Below are 15,854 nucleotides of genomic sequence, written 5' to 3' on the forward strand. Positions count from 1 at the left end.
AACCCAGATGGATCAAACCATGACCAATCACGTTGAATTTCAAGACCGCATGCTGTCCCTGGGCCTGGCCCGGGTGTCCGAGGCTGCCGCCGTTGCCTCTGCAAAACTTATCGGTCGCGGCGATGAAAAAGCCGCCGACCAGGCTGCGGTCAACGCCATGCGCGATCAGCTGAACATGCTGGATATTGCCGGCGTTGTTGTCATCGGCGAAGGCGAACGCGACGAAGCCCCGATGCTGTTCATCGGCGAAGAGGTCGGCACCGGCAAAGGTCCTGCCGTGGACATCGCACTGGACCCGCTGGAAGGCACTACCCTGACCGCCAAGGACATGCCCAACGCATTGACCGTAATCGCGATGGCGCCACGCGGCACCCTGCTGCACGCGCCAGACGTCTATATGGACAAGCTGGCAATCGGTCCGGGTTATGAAAAAGACATCGTGTCACTGGATATGAGCCCGCGCGAACGGGTGGAAACCCTGGCCCGCGCCAAAGGCTGTGAGGTGTCTGACATCACCGTTTGTGTGCTGGAGCGCCCGCGTCACGAAGCCATGGTTGCCGAGCTGCGCGAAGTTGGCTGCGCCATCCGCCTGATCACTGACGGCGATGTGGCCGCCGTGATCCATTGCGCCGAAGCCGAAATTACCGGCATCGACATGTATATGGGTTCTGGCGGTGCGCCAGAGGGTGTGCTGGGCGCCTCGGCTCTGAAATGCATGGGCGGTCAGATGTGGGGCCGGCTTATGTTCCGCAATGATGACGAGCGTGGCCGCGCTGCCAAAGCCGGCATTACCGATCTGAACCGGGTCTATTCCCGCGATGATCTGGTGACCCAGGACGTGATCTTTGCCGCCACCGGCGTCACCGACGGATCTGTTGTCGCCGGCATCAAACGCGAGCCGGGTTACCTGACCACCGAAACCATTCTGATGCGGTCCAAAACCGGCTCTGTGCGCCGGATGATCTACCGCAACCCTACAAAATAAGGGCTGATATGAAAAACGCGCTGCTGCTGATCGACCTGCAAACCGGTATGGATTCCCCACAATGGGGACCCCGCAACAATCCGGATGCTGAACAGAACGCCGCGCGATTACTGCAGCACTGGCGGGCGCAATCTGCGCCCGTTTTTCATGTGCGCCACCTGTCAACGACACCAAGCAGCCCGCTGCACCCGGATCAGGGCGCCATCGCTTACAAAGCAGAGACCGCGCCCCTGCCTGATGAGCCGTCTTACGACAAATCGGTCAACTCCGCTTTTATCGGCACCACGCTTGAGGCCGATCTGCGTGCCGCCGGCATTACCGCGCTGACCATCTGCGGCTTGATCACGCCCCATTGTGTGTCCACCACCACCCGCATGGCAGCCAATCTGGGGTTTGCGGTCACGCTGGCCCATGACGCCTGCGCTGCCTTTGCCGCCGCCGCCGATACCAGCTGGTGTGGCAGCGCGACCTTCAGCGCGGAACAGGTGCATGTGATGGCAGTGTCAGAACTGCATGGCGAATTCGCCACCGCGCGCAGCACCGATGATATTCTGAGGACCTGATGACTGCATTTCTCAACGTCGAATCTTCTCTCACCGGCCGCCGCTGGGTTGGTCCTTCTGCTGGGGAAGACCGGCTGGCTGAAGCGATGGAACAGAGCACCCGTCTGCCGCTGCCCCTGTGCCGGATCCTGGTGAAACGCGGCGTTGAGCCCCATGAGGCTGAAAATTTCCTCGCCCCGTCGCTGCGCGAACTGCTGCCCGATCCGCTGGTGCTGAAGGACATGGAGGCCGCCGCCGGCCGCTTCCTGACCGCCCTGAAAAAACGCGAAAAAATCGCGGTATTTGCCGATTACGACGTGGACGGCGGCACTTCGGCGGCGCAGTTGCTGATCTGGTTACGCCAGATGGGGCATCAGGCCACGCTCTATATCCCCGACCGCATTGACGAAGGCTACGGCCCCAATATCCCGGCGATGGAGGGGCTTGCGCGCGAGCACAGCCTGATCGTCTGCGTGGATTGTGGCACCCTGTCCCATGAGCCCATCGCCGCAGCTGTGGCCAAAGGCGCCGATGTTGTCGTGCTCGACCACCACCTGGGCGGTGAGACCAACCCGGAATGCACCGCGGTGGTCAATCCCAACCGCCAGGACGAAGATGGCGCGCTTGGACATCTCTGTGCTGCCGGCGTGGTGTTTCTGATGCTGGTCGAGGTCAACCGCCAGATGCGGACTGAGGACATGAAAGGCCCTGATCTGATGGCGCTGCTTGATCTGGTGGCGCTTGGCACCGTGGCCGATGTGGCGCCCCTGATCGGCGTCAACCGGGCGCTGGTGCGTCAGGGTTTAAAAGTGATGGCCCGTCGCGAACGCCCCGGCATCGTGGCACTGGCCGATGTGGCCAAGATGGACACCGCCCCCACCTCCTATCACCTGGGGTTTCTGCTTGGTCCCAGGGTCAACGCCGGCGGCCGTATTGGCGCGGCGGATCTGGGCGCCCGGCTGCTGGCCACTGACAATGCCCAGGAAGCCCAGGGCATGGCGGCACGACTGGATGATCTGAACCGCGAAAGACGCGAGATTGAAAACCAGGTGCGCGAAGCGGCGATGGCGCAGGCGGAAGAACGCGGCACCGAGGGAGCCCTGGTCTGGGCTGCTGGTGAGGGCTGGCACCCCGGCGTGGTGGGCATTGTCGCCAGCCGGATTAAAGAAGCCAAGAACCGCCCCGCCATTGTCATCGGCTTTGACGGGGATCTGGGCAAAGGCTCCGGCCGCTCAATATCCGGTGTTGACCTTGGCGCCGCCATCCAACTGCTGACCGCAGAAGGGCTGCTGCTCAAGGGCGGTGGTCACAAAATGGCCGCAGGCCTGTCGGTGGAGCGCAGCAAGCTTGAGCCGGCGATGGCGCGGCTGTCTGAGTTGCTGGCGCGCCAGGGCGCGGATCAGGCGGGGCCTGCGGATCTGTCGCTCACTGGCCTGTTGATGCCGGGTGCGGCCACGGTGGATCTGATCCGCCTGCTGGAAGGTGCCGGCCCGTTTGGCGCCGGGGCCGCTGCGCCGCGCTTTGCTTTTGCCGACCAGGCCATCCTGCACGCGCGCCGCGTTGGTGAAAGCCACCTGAAGATCAGCTTTGGCGACGGCTTGGGCGGCAGAATCGATGCGATCGCATTTGGCGCTTATGACACCGAACTGGGGCCGCGGCTTGAAAATCACAAGGGCGCACGTTTTCACCTGGCCGGCCGGCTGGAGATTAACAGCTGGGGCGGGCGCCAGTCGGCACAGCTGCGGCTGGAAGATGCGGCAGAGGCGATTTAATTGATTGTTTTCAGTCCATTGAAGGCAGTCGATCTGGCGGGAAATAATTCCGGAAAAAACCGGCAAAAACCTCTTGCGCCGCCGCGCTGTATTGCCTAGAAACCGCCTTACAACAGCGCTGGCCCGTTCGTCTATCGGTTAGGACGCCAGGTTTTCAACCTGGAAAGAGGGGTTCGATTCCCCTACGGGCTGCCAGTTTCCCCCTGAAATCAGACCCTGACCCGGCGCGGACACTTCGTGAAGCGGTCAAATTGCATCCGCCCGCCGGCTGATTTCACAATAAAATCTTTTTGTCTGCTTTGCTCATTTCTCCTCTTGCGCCGCCTGCGCAAACTACCTAAATACCGCCTCACGGCAACCAAGGCCCGTTCGTCTATCGGTTAGGACGCCAGGTTTTCAACCTGGAAAGAGGGGTTCGATTCCCCTACGGGCTGCCATTTCCCCACCATCTCAGCACAAAATTCTCGCCCCCCCGGCGGGCCCGCGCCGAGATGCTGAGTCAGATCGGCAAGACGCCGCTGGTTGAAAATTTAATCAACATTTTTTGCGTTACACAGCACTTGTACCGCCACCGGCCCTTTACCTCAGTTTTGAAATCCGGATATGGTCCGGACTGAGAGAAGGATCCCGTTTTGAACCGCACCAACGCCAGCCTGATTGCCCTGCGTAAAATTTTGCGCGCCACCGAAATGTATGGGCGCAAACTTGCCCGCACCGCCGGTCTGACCCCGGTTCAGATCCGCGTGCTGCAGATTGCGGCCCGCAGTGACGACGTCACTCCAAAACAAATATCACAGGGGATGAAAGTCTCGCCGGCAACGATCTCTACCTTGCTGGACCGTCTGGCTGCCAAGAACATGATCGTGCGTCAGAGATCAGACCAGGACCGCCGCAAAATCAACATTATCGTCACCGAAGATGGACTCAAGTCGATTTCTGCGGCACCAGACGCGCTCCAGAGCAAATACAGCAAAGAGTTTGAGTTGCTGACCGACTGGGAACAGGCCATGATCATCGCCTCGCTCGAACGGGTGGCGGGCATGCTGGACGTCGAGGACTATGACGCGGCACCGGTTCTTACCGTCGGTGACCTGACCCCGACATCCTGATCAGTCAGCCACGACGACGCCCTGCGCCTCCCGGGCGCTGTTCAGCTGCTGACAGCGTTCGTCAGTTCCGGCAAATCAGAGGGTTCCGGCAAAGGATTCGCCCGCAATTCCGGCGAATATATCGTGACGCGGGCGCGCCCGGCATGTTTGGACGCATACAGCGCCAGATCGGCATCCGACAGGATTTTATCCACATCAGGTTGGTCATAAAATGAACTGATCGCAAGACCGACAGAGCCGGAAATAATGCAGGTTTTGCCTTCAAACACCACCGGCTCTTCCAGCCTGGCAATAATGCGTTCCGCTATTTTCACCAGCTGGTCCACATCATCCATCTGATCAAAGATCAGTACAAACTCATCACCACCAACCCGGGCCACCAGATCAATCATCCGTGTCTCGTTTGTCAGAATTTGCGCCACAACCTGCAACACTTTGTCCCCGGCCGCATGGCCCATGGTGTCGTTGACCGCCTTAAAGAAATCCAGATCCAGCTGCATCACTGCAAAGGACGAATTCAGAAAGCTCATACGGGCCAGAACCTCGTCCATGGCACGGCGGTTTTTCAAGCCGGTCAGCGTGTCGGTGCTGGCCTGCTGCTCTGCGGCCAGGCGCGCACCTTGCAGCCGCATATTCAATTTCTTGGATTCATCCAGCACGGCAGTGTTGGCCTCAACCAGATAGAGCATTTCCACGGCAAGATCGGTGGGAGCAAAATCAGACGACGTCAGACGATATTCCCGCACCGCGTCGATTACAGCAATGCCAAAGGACAGGTTCAACAGGTACCCACCGTCAGGCATCGGCATCAGGATGCCTTTAAACGTGGTACAGGGGGGACGGCAAAAATGCAGGCGCAATCGCGAATGGACCAGGTCTTCCAGCTGCGCGGACCAGCATTTTCCGCCTCCGCGCCGCAACGCGAACACGTCATCAAGGCGTTGTCCGGTCAACGTTTCATCGCCGCGCAATTTTTCCAGTGTTGGTCCGACCCGGGTGATGACACCGGCCGCATCCAGCAACAAATGCATCGGCAGCAGACGGTCCAGAATTTTCGGCGGCATAGAAACAACCGGATCACACATCCCCATGCCTATACCCCTATAGCAAGATCGAATGTCCGCCCTTCAGCGAAACTTGATTCCAGCAGTTGTACCGACACGATTTCATTTCCGTGTTGCAACCCGGCATATTCCAGATACACCAGCGCACCGTAATCATCAGCCATCGCGCGCAATATCCCCATTGCCACATGTCCAAAACCAAGCGGTTCCGCCGCCATCACAAGCGAGAACGCCCCGGGGGACACCTCGCTCAGTTCAAGCGCCGGTAATTTCAGCTCAGGGACCGCCAGCCGGGCACGGTCAGGAAGTTCATCCACAGAGAGAAGAAACTCCAGAAATGTATCGCCGCCAAAACGCAGCAGGCGTCGCAGATAGCCAACGTTTTTATGGCATATCAGGTAGGTCCCGATGTCTTCCAACATTGTATGCGCCGGTTTGTCCAGAATCTTCGCTGCGGCAAAAATCACCTGGTGAGTGACCGAATCCTCATAGCTCAGCATGGCCTCGAAATTATCGAAGCCAAGCTCAGCAGCCTGTACCACTGCCTGCCATGTGTCCATCCCATAAGTATCACGTATGAAACACTGGATGGACCGGTTCACCAAACCGTGCATAACTAACTAATCCTTGTCCAATCAAGTCTGAGACTACCCGGCGAGACTTAAGAAAGTCCAAACAGGGACAGAGGGCAGAGCCTGGCACAACTTCTGATGCCTGTTTTGCAATGCAGTTTGGCAATGGCATGCCAACCACTCAAGGCTAAACACTTTTATCTGGTAGCGCGCCTGGGATCCCGGCTAAATTCGTCCGCAAGCCAGCACACAGGACGCCTTCACCACTGCGAAATTTCCCAATTTGCGAAAATTAATTTGCCGTCCCTTTTGATCAGCTTCTTCGACTTGCCCGCCGAGCGTGCAGGCAGCCGAGCGTGCAGGCAGCCGAAAGCACGCTCCCTATAGTTGCCAAACCCGTACAACCCGTCCCGCTCAGCTGTTGATGGAGCGAAGTGACTTCTGCTGGCATCCACCGCTTTGCCACCGCCGCGTCAGCGCGTCCGTCTGCCCCGGAGGCCGACACCGGTCGCACATAAGGTGACAGGGCCACAGCGTCCGGCGGCGCGGCTCAGATCCCAAGCCAGGCCGGCAGATGCGAAATATCTGCCAGCACCACATCGGCCAGCGGCGCCAGTTCATCCCGCTCCGCCACCCCCGTCAGCACTGCAACTGTCGCCATACCTGCGCGGCGTCCGGCCTCCAGATCGTGGCAGCTGTCGCCGACCATCACGCAACGAGCTGGCTCCAGCTGCTGATCCTCGGCGAACGCCAGACACATACCCGGAGCGGGTTTGGCGCCGTAACCGCTGTCATATCCCGCAATGAAGTGAAAATCCGCCTCGATGCCGACACTGGCCAGATGCGCCCGCGCCGGCGCTTCGGCGTCATTGGTCGCCACGCCCAGCTGCAGCCCTGTGCCGCGCAACCGCGCCACAAATGCTTGAAGCGGCACCGCTTCGACCTGACGCGCCCGTGCCGCAAGACCATTGAGCCGGCTCAGCAGTTCCGCTTCTGTCGGCTGGCCCGGCACCCAGGGCATCAACAGCCGGGTGATGTCTCCCGGCGTGCCGGCAATCACCGCACTGGCCGGACGCAAACGCGACAGTTCCAGATCAAAATCGATTGCGGCCGCCAACTTTGCAACCAGCTCTTTATTCCCTGCAGCCAGTTCGTCAAGCAAGCCAGCAGTCCAGGCCGACCAGGTGGCGTGGAAGTCAAAAAGCGTGCCGTCTTTGTCAAACAGCACCCCGTCAAATTTGCGCATTTACTGCCCTGCCTGTTTTGCCTGCTAATTGCTGCCGGACGCCGTCGTGGTTTCGGATTCAAATGTGCCGCGCCTCATGTCCAGTGGATCTGCGCGCCCCCGGGCAATTGCTGGCGCGCGCTCATCGGCGCGTCATAAGCCAGCCCGGTTGAGTCGCAGAATTCCATCACCCACTGATCATTCATGGTTAAGAAGTCCAACACCGATGCGAGGAACGCAGGGTCGCTGGCCCCGGCACGCAGATCATCGGAAGAAACCCCTGAAGCGCCAAGAAAAACAGGCATCAGCTCCTCATGGGAGACCAGCCAGCTCAGGGCCTGGATCGCCACAGTTTCGGCGGAATTCTGCTTCATTTTTGCGCTGCTCTCTTAAGATAGAAACTATATCTTAACTAAACTGAACAAAGACTGAGGGTAACCAGTCAAATTGGAATTAAATGGAAAAGGGCGAATGGCAGGACGAATTCTAATTGCAGATGACGTTGCCACGAACCGTATCGTGATGAAGGTGAAGCTTGCTTCTGCCTTCTATCAGGTGATCCAGGCCGCGAGCGGGGACGAGACGCTGCGTATGGCGCAACAGGACAATCCCGATCTGATTATTCTCGACGTGAACCTTGGTGACATGGGCGGTGTAGATGTGCTGCGCGCGCTGAAGGCCAATGCCAGCACCGCCGCGATCCCGGTGATTATGGCCACAGGCGTCGCTGATACCCGCACCAAGCTTACCGCGCTGGATGCGGGGGCCGATGAATTTCTCTGCAAACCACTGGATGAGATGTCGCTGCTGGCCCGCGTCCGCTCCCTGCTGCGCGCGCGCACCACCAGTGAAGAGCTGCGACGCCGGGAAAGCACCGCGCGCGAACTTGGATTTGCCGAAGCGCAACAGGGCTTTGGCCGCGCCGGCCGTGTCGTGATGGTGGCCGACCGTCCCGAACGGGCGCTGGTCTGGCGCCAGGGGCTGCGTGGCCTGGTGCGCCACAAGATGGAAGTGCTGCCAAAAGAACGCGCGCTTGAGGCTCTGCCCGGCATGGCGGTTCCGGATATTTTTGTCATTGCCGCCGATCTGGGCGACCGTCAAAGCGGGCTGCAACTGCTGTCTGAACTGCGCTCGCGAGATGCCACCCGCCATTGCGCGGTGCTGGTTGTGCATGAGTCAGAGGACCGCAACAGCGCCATCATGGCGCTGGACCTTGGCGCCAATGATCTGATCAGGTCTGACGTCACCGCCGAAGAAATGGCGCTGCGCCTGCGCACTCAGATGCGGCGCAAACATGAAAGCGACCGGCTGCGCGAAACCGTTGATGACGGGCTGAAACTGGCGCTGGTGGACCCGCTGACCGGGCTGTACAATCGCCGCTACGCGATGCCTTACCTGAACCGGATTGCGGCCTCTGCCGCCCATAAAACTCAGCCCTTTTCGGTGATGCTGCTGGATCTGGACCGTTTCAAATCCGTAAATGACACCTGGGGCCACGCGGCCGGCGACGCTGTGCTGGTCGAAGTTTCCCGCCGTCTGCTCAGCTATATGCGGTCTGAGGATATGGTGGCGCGTTTTGGCGGCGAAGAGTTTGTTATCGCCCTGCCCGATACCAACCTCGCCGAAGCACGCAATGCGGCCGAACGGCTGCGCCGGGTGATTTCGGAAACGCCAATCCCGCTGCCCGGCGGCAATGCCATTTCAATCACCATGTCTGTCGGAGTTTCGATTGGCGGTCAGGCCGGCCGCCCTGCCCTGTCAGTGGAAACGCTGATAGAAGATGCCGACCGCGCCCTTTTTGCGGCCAAAGCCGAAGGCCGCAATCAGGTCACCCTGGGCGCCTACGCCGCCTGAATTTGGCCGCGCGCTCTTATGCCCGACGACCAGAACCTGGTTTCAGGCCAGTGCGACGGCGCCGGTGATGTCAGCAGAAATGAGCCCATGACCGGCCGCTTTGACCCCGGGAGGGCGCTGAGCGGACGGACCACCACATTTTGTGTTTATCGGAACCTTGGCAGCGATCAATCCGCAGAGCACCGCGTGGTTGTGGCTGTGGCTGTGTCTCAGCGGTTGTAGATGACAGGGAACCAATCTTCGCGCAGCACCTGGCCAGCTTTCATATCGTGCCCCGGGAAAGGTGGCGATGTTGGGCCTGGCCGTTCAACATAGCGGGCATCATCCCCGACGAGCCGCAGCGAAAAAGCGCGACGGCGTGTTTCAGTCGTATTGCCACGGGCACCATGCAGGGTGCCAAAGTGAAAGGCGACAGCGTCTCCCGGTTCCATGTCCCATTCGAGGATGGTCATACCCTCAGCATCGGGATCCGGAACCGGCATATATTTGTCATCCTCGGGGTAGAAGCTGGATTCGGCCAGCCAGCGGGTGGGGAGCACCGGTTTTTCCCAGGCGTGGCTGCCCGCAACGCAGCGCAGGCTGGCCTGTTTGACCGGATCCACCGGCGACCAGAAGCTGACGTTTTGAATGCCGTCGACAAAGTAATAGGGACCGTCCTGGTGCCAGGGGGTCGGTTTGGATGTGCCAGGCTCTTTGACCAGCACATGATCATGGAAAACCTGAACGCGTTCCGATCCCATCAGCTCAGCCGCCACCGCGGCAGCGGGCGAGTTGCGGATCACCTCTTCGAACTCAGAAATGCGGGTCCAGTTGCAGTAGTCATCAAAAAAGCGCCCGCCTTCGCCCTCTTTCAAATTCTCGGCGGCGTAAGGACCTGGTTCGGCCATATTGCGCTCGATCCCGGCACGGATGGTTTCGACATGGCCTTTAAACAGGCCTTTGACCAGGACGGCGCCATCGCGCTGGAAGGCTTCGATCTGGTCCCGGGTGATAAGCGGGTGTGGCATGGCTGGTCTCCTTTTGAAGGACAGGTTACCGATGGATGGAATTAGCTTCAAATAACAAACAGAGATACTATTATTAGCCCCATGTTATATCTCACACTCCGTCAATACAGTTATGTTGTGGCCGTTGCCGAGGCAGGCAGCCTGACTGCGGCCGCCGCCGTGCTGCATGTTTCCCAGCCCTCTCTTTCGGTAGCGATTACCCGCGCTGAAGACAGGCTGGGACAGCGGATCTTTGTCCGCGGCAAAGGAACGGCGATTGCGATTACCCCTTTCGGGTATCGTCTGGTCGAACAAGCACGCCATTTGCTGCGGCTGGCGCGAGATATTGAAAACGGGTCCGAGGCCGAAACGCCATTTGTATTGTCCTGTTTTGAAGACATCGCCCCCTGGTATCTTGCCCCTGCGCTGGAGGCCTTAAAGGCCGCGTTTCCCGCCATGACATTTCGCGGCGAAGAAGGCCGTTTCACCGACCTGGCCTCTGGTCTTGCCGAGGGGCGCGCCGATCTTGTGATCTCTTATGATCTGGGCTTTGGCAGCGATTTTAAGCGCCTGAAACTGAAAGATGTCGCCCCCGTCGCGTTCGTAGCTGCGGATCACCCGTTTGCCGCAGCGGGTTCGCTCGAATTGCACCAACTGGCCGGTTGTCAGCTTATCCTGTTCAATGAAGACCTCTCGATGGGTCACATGCGGGACCTGTTCACACAGTTGGGACTGGAGATGCGGGTCGCGCACAAAACGACGTCACTTGAGATGATGCGGTCTCTTGCCGCGCATGGTGCCGGGGTCGGCATCAGTTATTCGAAGCCACCGGTCGATATAAGCTATGATGGGAAACCTTTGGTGACGGTGCCGATCACGACGCCGCAGGCCGTCGCTGAAATTGTTCTGATCTGGTCCGGCCTGAGCAAAACCCATCCTCAACGCGCTGAGATCGTGGATGTGCTGGCATCACTTTGACCGGCAGGACTGCCGGGGCGCTGTGGGTGTTCAGCAGCAGTTCACAGTCTCATCGCAGATTTGCTCCTGGCTGACGCTCATGAAAAGAGCTGCCGCAGCCCGAAGCGAAAGAGGCAAACGGGTACAGATATCTCCGCCCGGCGGGTGATGCCAGGCGGAGGACTGAATTCGTGCAAGCGGCGGGAGCGGGTTTGCCCCTCAAAGCTGCAGTTTGTCCGCCCTGCCCGTTTTCACCCGATATCCTCTGACCGGCCCAACAGGCATTACTTGCCCTTCCAGGGCACCAATTTTTTCTCTGCCATCCGCATCAGAATATCAATACCAAAGCCAATGACGCCAATGAGGATGATCCCCATGATCACGATATCGGTCAGCTGGAATTTGGAGGCTGCAACGATCATTTTACCGGCCCCCTTCTCCGCCGCGACGAGTTCGGCGGCAACAACCGTGCCCCAACACACACCCATGGCAACCCGCGCACCGGTGAAGATTTCCGGCAGTGAATTTGGCACGATCACATGCCTCAGAACCTGCCGCTTAGAGGCGCCAAGTGAATAGGCCGCATGCACCTTTGTTATATTCACGCCGGAAACACCCGCGCGCGCAGCGATGGTCATGATCCAGAGCGCTGCAAGGAATAAGAGAATGATTTTACCGGTTTCTCCGATGCCAAACCAGATGATGACCAATGGGATCAGTGCCAGCGGCGGCACCGGGCGCATGAATTCGACGATGGGATCAAACCACCCCCGGAACCAGCCGGAAAGCCCCATTGCATAGCCAAGTGGAATACCCACGACGCTGCCGGCCACAAAGCCTGCGACAACGCGGATCAGCGACCAGCCCAAATGATCTGCAAGCGTTATGCCCTGATATCCCTGCCCAAGTATTTCCACGAAACGCGACCAGACGGCCTCGGGGGCTGGCATCCAGATCGGTTCAATCTGCAAACCTTTTGAAGGGGTGAAATTCAACGATCCTTTGGCCGTCAGCGAGACGTCACCGTCGGCAATTTCGACTGGCATGCCAACTTCAATAGGCACGCCGTTGACGGCGACGATCTGATAGCCCTGTTCTTTGCCGCCCTCATCATTGTTCTTCGCTTTGATCAACTTGCTGCGCCAGGCGCCGATTTTTGCACTGTTATTCCTGGCAAACCCATCGCCCGGCGCGATCTCGGGGGGCGATACATCCTGGCCGAGTCTGTACACAACGATACTAACTGTCGCATCATCCGTCGCGCCTGCAGCATTGATGGCGGTGTAGCTGAAGCTCGTTTCCCCGACAAAAGGTCCGGGAACGTGGATGGGGGTCAGTTTTGACCCCGTGAACGCGCCCCAGATCAGGAAGATCGTGAGCACCGAAATAATGGACGCAGCCCTGTTTGGTGTCACCGCGCTTTCATCGCCAAACGTGACAGTTTTCAGGCTGGTATAATCTTTGACCTGGCCAAAGCGGGAGGAAAAGTATTTTACAGCAAAGAATGCAACAACAAAAACTACGACATATAACAGCAGGATCATCATGCCACGTCCTCCGTGCGGCCCATGATTTCGTCTTCCATTTCCCAGATCATCGACAGAATTTCGTCCCGGGTTTCGACAAAGCCGTCAGATTTTTTGACTTCACGAAGGTCGCCGCCGACGCCGCGTTCGGCAAAGGGCAGCCGGTATTCTTTCAGGATGCGGCCAGGCCGTGGCGCCATGACCAGAAGCCTCTCGCCCAGGAGCAATGCTTCCTCGACCGAATGGGTGATCAGAATAATCGTTTTGCCGGTCTCCCGCCACAGGTCCAGCACAAGGCCCTGCATTTTCTCCCGGGTCAGCGCATCGAGCGCGCCGAGCGGCTCATCCATCAGGATCACATCGGGCTCATTGGCCAGACAGCGAGCCAGTGCCACGCGTTGCTGCATCCCGCCCGACAGCTCATAAATGGCTTTGTCTTTGAAATCGCCCAGGCCGACCGTTTCCAGCAGATGATCGGTGATCTGATCGCGCTCTTTTTTTGGCGTGTTCTTCATGCGCGGGCCAAAATCGACGTTCGCCCGGACACTCATCCATTCAAACAATGCGCCGTTTTGAAAGACCATGCCCCGTTCAGAACCGGGGCCGGCAACTGTATTGCCATTCAATACAATTTTGCCTTCGGTCGGAGCCAGAAATCCGGCCAGAATATTCAGGAGTGTGGACTTGCCGCAGCCCGATGGCCCAAGCACGGACAGAAGTTCGCCGTCTTTCAGCTCCAGGGAAACGTCTTTTAGTGCCTGTATCGACGTCCCGTTTGGCAAGTCAAAGCGCATCGAAATACTATCAATTGAAAGTCCCAAAGTTCATCCCCTGTGAAGCCACGCAATCAGATACATGGGCCGCGGCGTCTGTGAACGCCGCAACCCATCAAAATTTTTCTGTTACAGACCCTACATATCCGCAGCTGCTTTGAGCGCGGTCACGTCCACAGCTGCATCATAGGAGTCTCTTGCGGAATCGATGCTGCCTGCCTCAACAAAGACATTGGCGACGCCCTTCATAAATTCCTGCGATCCGCCACCGAGCCATTTTTCACTCAGTTGATCTTCGACGGAGGGGAACACAAACGTCGCCATCGTTTCGGCGGTTGAGGCCTCATCCATGCCGGAATCCCTCGCGATGACCGGGATCATTTCGGCATTGTTTTCGCCGGAATTCCACATGGCGTTCATCTCGGCGGTCACGCTCAGAAACTTGGCCAGCAATTCACTTTCTTCCGCGACAAAGCTTGCGGGGGCACTGGTCACATCGAACACCAGAATACCGAGCGCTTCTTTTTCGGCCCCTGTCAGCAACACATTGCCGTGTTCTTTCATCCGGCGCAGAGCCCCGCCCCAGCCACAGACCATATCAAGGCTGCCCTGTGCAAAAGCAGCAGCACCGTCCGCCGGCGCCATATCGACCACTTCCATCGAACCGACATCGACGCCAAAATACGCCATCTGTTTCAGAAAGCCGTAATGCGCTGCGGTGCCGATCGGAACAGCGACTTTTTTCCCGGCCAGTTCACCGGCGCTGTCTTTGTCGATTTCGAGCGCTTCGGCGACAACACAATTGTCGTTGTCAGCGTAGCTTACCGCGACATCCACAATCTGCAGATCCTGGCCCGCAGACGCAGCGACAACAAAGGGAGGCACACCCTGGCTGACAGAAATTTGCACATCCCCGGAGGCCATCGCCGCCGACATCGCGGTACCGGCATCAAACGACACCCACTTCACGGTGACGCCCAGCGCTTCGTCATACAGACCTTTGGCTTTTGCATACTGGAACGGCATCGGCCATTCGAGGAAATAAGCAACTGTCAGCTCCTGGGCCTCAGCTGCTGTGGTCGTGGAAACTGTTGCTGTGAGTGACCCAACTGCAATCAATGCTGCAGTACTTACCCCTGTAAGAATGCGACCAAAATACGTAGCTTTACTTAGTAGTTTCATGTTCTTATCCCCGTTTGTCGGCTTCGTTTGTTTACTGATACTTCCGCTAATCCTGCTATTTCGCTCTTACCTGCAGCTCTCGTGACCGCTCCTTGAGGCATTATCAGGCCTGAAGTGGCCAATATTGCGGGTGTGTTTGTCAAGAATTACCGGTTAGATTAAGTGAACTTGAATCATTCGTCCGCAAATCCGGAATACCCTGGGATTTTGTTGCGCCATGCCCCGCGGGTGAATAAATTTTCAACTAATACCGGGCCAGGCGGGGAAACAGGAAAGTGCGGCTGTATGTCCGTGGATAAATGTCTCCACAATCCTCAAAAGGATACCATGGCTAATAAAAATTTCCCCGAAATTAAATTACGCGGTCTGCGCGCCTTCGTAGCGGTCGCGGAAATGGGATCTGTCATTGATGCAGCCAGACGATTAGACGGCAGTTCTTCAGGCGTTTCGCAGCAAATTACCGCCCTGGAAGCCGCTGTCGGCACGAAGTTGTTTGACCACAGTTGCCGCCCGATGAAGCTGACAGCCGCCGGTTATATGCTGCGCACCCATGCCTATCGAATTCTCGAAGCTGTCTCCGACGCCCAGGCAGATCTTTCGAAACACAACCTCGCAGATCTGCGTAAACTTACGCTCGCGGTTATCGATGATCTGGATATGTCATTCACGCCCGCGCTGGTTTCCAAGGTACAGGAGCGGTTTCAGGGGTGCTTTGTCAGTGTATATTCCGGCCGTTCTGATCAGGTCGTCGGAATGCTTCAGCACAACGAGGCTGACATTTGTGTCTCTGCAACCTATCCGGATGATGTTGAAGTCTTCCGGACCATCCCAATTATGCGCGAGCAGTTTATTCTCGTAACGGCCAAAGGTTTGCTGCAGCAAGGCGACGACATTTTGGCCCGGTTGCACCAGGCGCCTTTTGTGCAATATTCTGATTCAGTTCCAATCGGGCGTACGATCACTCAGCATATGCGGCGCCTGCGACTGAATTTTGCCCGCAAGTTTGCACTCGAAGCTTCGCGGTCTGTCATCGCCATGGTCGTGCAAACAAACGGTTGGGCGCTGACGACACCTCTCAATCTGTTGGACGCAGAGCGCTTTGTAAAACAAGTTGATGTCCTGGAAGTCCCTTTTTCGGCCTTTTCAAGGCAAATTTATCTGGTGTCTCGTCACGCTGAACTTGGCGACCTGCCCGACCATCTTGCAGATGATTGCCGCCAACTTGTCACGGAACAAGTTATTCCCCGTTTCGCGAACCTCGTTCCAAAACTGGCCGGCACGATCGAAGTCAGCCCCAGATAGGTCCG

At 58.0% G+C, this 15,854-nt stretch carries 15 protein-coding genes and 2 tRNA genes; 9 read left to right on the forward strand and 8 right to left on the reverse strand.

The annotated features are described in order from the left end of the window. The first annotated feature begins 19 nt into the window (after positions 1-19). The 6 genes from glpX to DWA01_RS16950 all read left to right on the forward strand — a co-directional run bounded on the left by glpX (position 20) and on the right by DWA01_RS16950 (position 4,408). Positions 20-985 carry a class II fructose-bisphosphatase gene (gene glpX / locus DWA01_RS16925; protein WP_114287025.1) on the forward strand — a complete coding sequence of 322 codons (966 nt, stop codon included), beginning with the start codon at positions 20-22 and terminating at the stop codon, positions 983-985. A gap of 8 nt (positions 986-993) precedes the next feature. Beyond that, the gene (locus tag DWA01_RS16930; RefSeq protein WP_114286990.1) at positions 994-1,548 is read left to right on the forward strand and encodes a cysteine hydrolase family protein; all 555 of its coding nucleotides are present in this window, start codon (positions 994-996) and stop codon (positions 1,546-1,548) included. Then, positions 1,548-3,299: a single-stranded-DNA-specific exonuclease RecJ gene (recJ, locus tag DWA01_RS16935; protein WP_114286991.1), complete on the forward strand. Its 1,752-nt coding sequence runs from the start codon at positions 1,548-1,550 to the stop codon at positions 3,297-3,299. The genes DWA01_RS16930 and recJ overlap by 1 nt, the downstream gene beginning before the upstream one ends. Positions 3,300-3,419: 120 nt before the next feature. Beyond that, positions 3,420-3,494, forward strand: a tRNA-Glu gene (locus DWA01_RS16940). Positions 3,495-3,661: 167 nt separating this feature from the next. Further along, positions 3,662-3,736 (forward strand) — tRNA-Glu (locus DWA01_RS16945). 195 nt (positions 3,737-3,931) lie between these two features. Then, positions 3,932-4,408 (forward strand): MarR family winged helix-turn-helix transcriptional regulator, encoded by a 477-nt coding sequence (locus tag DWA01_RS16950; RefSeq protein WP_235008594.1) that lies wholly within the window; start codon positions 3,932-3,934, stop codon positions 4,406-4,408. A 41-nt stretch (positions 4,409-4,449) separates the two neighbouring features. Here the strand turns inward: DWA01_RS16950 and DWA01_RS16955 are convergent, their stop codons facing one another. The 4 genes from DWA01_RS16955 to DWA01_RS16970 all read right to left on the reverse strand — a co-directional run bounded on the left by DWA01_RS16955 (position 4,450) and on the right by DWA01_RS16970 (position 7,643). Next, complete coding sequence (locus tag DWA01_RS16955; protein ID WP_114287027.1) at positions 4,450-5,472, reverse strand: diguanylate cyclase domain-containing protein; 1,023 nt, start codon at positions 5,470-5,472, stop codon at positions 4,450-4,452. Between the two features lie 29 nt (positions 5,473-5,501). Next, a complete protein-coding gene (locus DWA01_RS16960; protein WP_114286992.1) occupies positions 5,502-6,086 on the reverse strand; it encodes a heme NO-binding domain-containing protein in 585 nt (194 codons plus the stop codon). A gap of 508 nt (positions 6,087-6,594) precedes the next feature. Further along, positions 6,595-7,290 carry an HAD family hydrolase gene (locus tag DWA01_RS16965; RefSeq protein ID WP_114286993.1) on the reverse strand — a complete coding sequence of 232 codons (696 nt, stop codon included), beginning with the start codon at positions 7,288-7,290 and terminating at the stop codon, positions 6,595-6,597. Positions 7,291-7,364: 74 nt separating this feature from the next. After that, positions 7,365-7,643, reverse strand: a complete 279-nt coding sequence (locus DWA01_RS16970) for a DUF3572 domain-containing protein (RefSeq protein ID WP_114286994.1) — start codon at positions 7,641-7,643, stop codon at positions 7,365-7,367. A gap of 97 nt (positions 7,644-7,740) precedes the next feature. On the opposite strand from DWA01_RS16970, the gene DWA01_RS16975 reads away from it, so the two are divergent. After that, entirely contained in the window at positions 7,741-9,123 is a 1,383-nt protein-coding gene (locus DWA01_RS16975) for a diguanylate cyclase (protein ID WP_114286995.1), read from the forward strand. A gap of 209 nt (positions 9,124-9,332) precedes the next feature. Here the strand turns inward: DWA01_RS16975 and DWA01_RS16985 are convergent, their stop codons facing one another. Then, positions 9,333-10,130, reverse strand: coding sequence for a phytanoyl-CoA dioxygenase family protein (locus tag DWA01_RS16985; protein WP_114286997.1), 798 nt, complete (start codon positions 10,128-10,130; stop codon positions 9,333-9,335). A gap of 81 nt (positions 10,131-10,211) precedes the next feature. Between DWA01_RS16985 and DWA01_RS16990 the strand changes: the two genes are divergently transcribed. Further along, positions 10,212-11,087 carry a LysR family transcriptional regulator gene (locus DWA01_RS16990; protein WP_114286998.1) on the forward strand — a complete coding sequence of 292 codons (876 nt, stop codon included), beginning with the start codon at positions 10,212-10,214 and terminating at the stop codon, positions 11,085-11,087. 263 nt (positions 11,088-11,350) lie between these two features. Here DWA01_RS16990 and DWA01_RS16995 read toward each other — a convergent pair whose 3' ends face one another. From DWA01_RS16995 to DWA01_RS17005, 3 genes are all read right to left on the reverse strand, one after another. Continuing rightward, a complete protein-coding gene (locus tag DWA01_RS16995) occupies positions 11,351-12,613 on the reverse strand; it encodes an ABC transporter permease (protein WP_114286999.1) in 1,263 nt (420 codons plus the stop codon). Continuing rightward, positions 12,610-13,386, reverse strand: coding sequence for an ATP-binding cassette domain-containing protein (locus DWA01_RS17000; protein WP_114287000.1), 777 nt, complete (start codon positions 13,384-13,386; stop codon positions 12,610-12,612). The genes DWA01_RS16995 and DWA01_RS17000 overlap by 4 nt, the downstream gene beginning before the upstream one ends. Before the next feature lie 117 nt (positions 13,387-13,503). Then, positions 13,504-14,547 (reverse strand): taurine ABC transporter substrate-binding protein, encoded by a 1,044-nt coding sequence (locus tag DWA01_RS17005; RefSeq protein WP_114287001.1) that lies wholly within the window; start codon positions 14,545-14,547, stop codon positions 13,504-13,506. A 327-nt stretch (positions 14,548-14,874) separates the two neighbouring features. On the opposite strand from DWA01_RS17005, the gene DWA01_RS17010 reads away from it, so the two are divergent. Then, positions 14,875-15,849: a LysR family transcriptional regulator gene (locus tag DWA01_RS17010; protein WP_160116071.1), complete on the forward strand. Its 975-nt coding sequence runs from the start codon at positions 14,875-14,877 to the stop codon at positions 15,847-15,849. Positions 15,850-15,854: the final 5 nt, after the last annotated feature.

Source organism: Candidatus Halocynthiibacter alkanivorans (assembly GCF_003333265.1).
GTDB classification, from domain to species: Bacteria; Pseudomonadota; Alphaproteobacteria; order Rhodobacterales; family Rhodobacteraceae; genus Halocyntiibacter_A; species Halocyntiibacter_A alkanivorans.

Excerpts from the sequence above, each read along its gene's own strand:
- glpX (WP_114287025.1), top strand. The coding sequence starts at position 20 with ATGACCAATCACGTTGAATTTCAAGACCGCATGCTGTCCCTGGGCCTG.
- DWA01_RS16930 (WP_114286990.1), top strand. The coding sequence starts at position 994 with ATGAAAAACGCGCTGCTGCTGATCGACCTGCAAACCGGTATGGATTCC.
- recJ (WP_114286991.1), top strand. The coding sequence starts at position 1,548 with ATGACTGCATTTCTCAACGTCGAATCTTCTCTCACCGGCCGCCGCTGG.
- DWA01_RS16955 (WP_114287027.1), bottom strand. The coding sequence starts at position 5,472 with ATGCCGCCGAAAATTCTGGACCGTCTGCTGCCGATGCATTTGTTGCTG.
- DWA01_RS16960 (WP_114286992.1), bottom strand. The coding sequence starts at position 6,086 with ATGCACGGTTTGGTGAACCGGTCCATCCAGTGTTTCATACGTGATACT.
- DWA01_RS16965 (WP_114286993.1), bottom strand. The coding sequence starts at position 7,290 with ATGCGCAAATTTGACGGGGTGCTGTTTGACAAAGACGGCACGCTTTTT.
- DWA01_RS16970 (WP_114286994.1), bottom strand. The coding sequence starts at position 7,643 with ATGAAGCAGAATTCCGCCGAAACTGTGGCGATCCAGGCCCTGAGCTGG.
- DWA01_RS16975 (WP_114286995.1), top strand. The coding sequence starts at position 7,741 with ATGGCAGGACGAATTCTAATTGCAGATGACGTTGCCACGAACCGTATC.
- DWA01_RS16985 (WP_114286997.1), bottom strand. The coding sequence starts at position 10,130 with ATGCCACACCCGCTTATCACCCGGGACCAGATCGAAGCCTTCCAGCGC.
- DWA01_RS16990 (WP_114286998.1), top strand. The coding sequence starts at position 10,212 with ATGTTATATCTCACACTCCGTCAATACAGTTATGTTGTGGCCGTTGCC.
- DWA01_RS16995 (WP_114286999.1), bottom strand. The coding sequence starts at position 12,613 with ATGATGATCCTGCTGTTATATGTCGTAGTTTTTGTTGTTGCATTCTTT.
- DWA01_RS17000 (WP_114287000.1), bottom strand. The coding sequence starts at position 13,386 with ATGCGCTTTGACTTGCCAAACGGGACGTCGATACAGGCACTAAAAGAC.
- DWA01_RS17005 (WP_114287001.1), bottom strand. The coding sequence starts at position 14,547 with ATGAAACTACTAAGTAAAGCTACGTATTTTGGTCGCATTCTTACAGGG.
- DWA01_RS17010 (WP_160116071.1), top strand. The coding sequence starts at position 14,875 with ATGGCTAATAAAAATTTCCCCGAAATTAAATTACGCGGTCTGCGCGCC.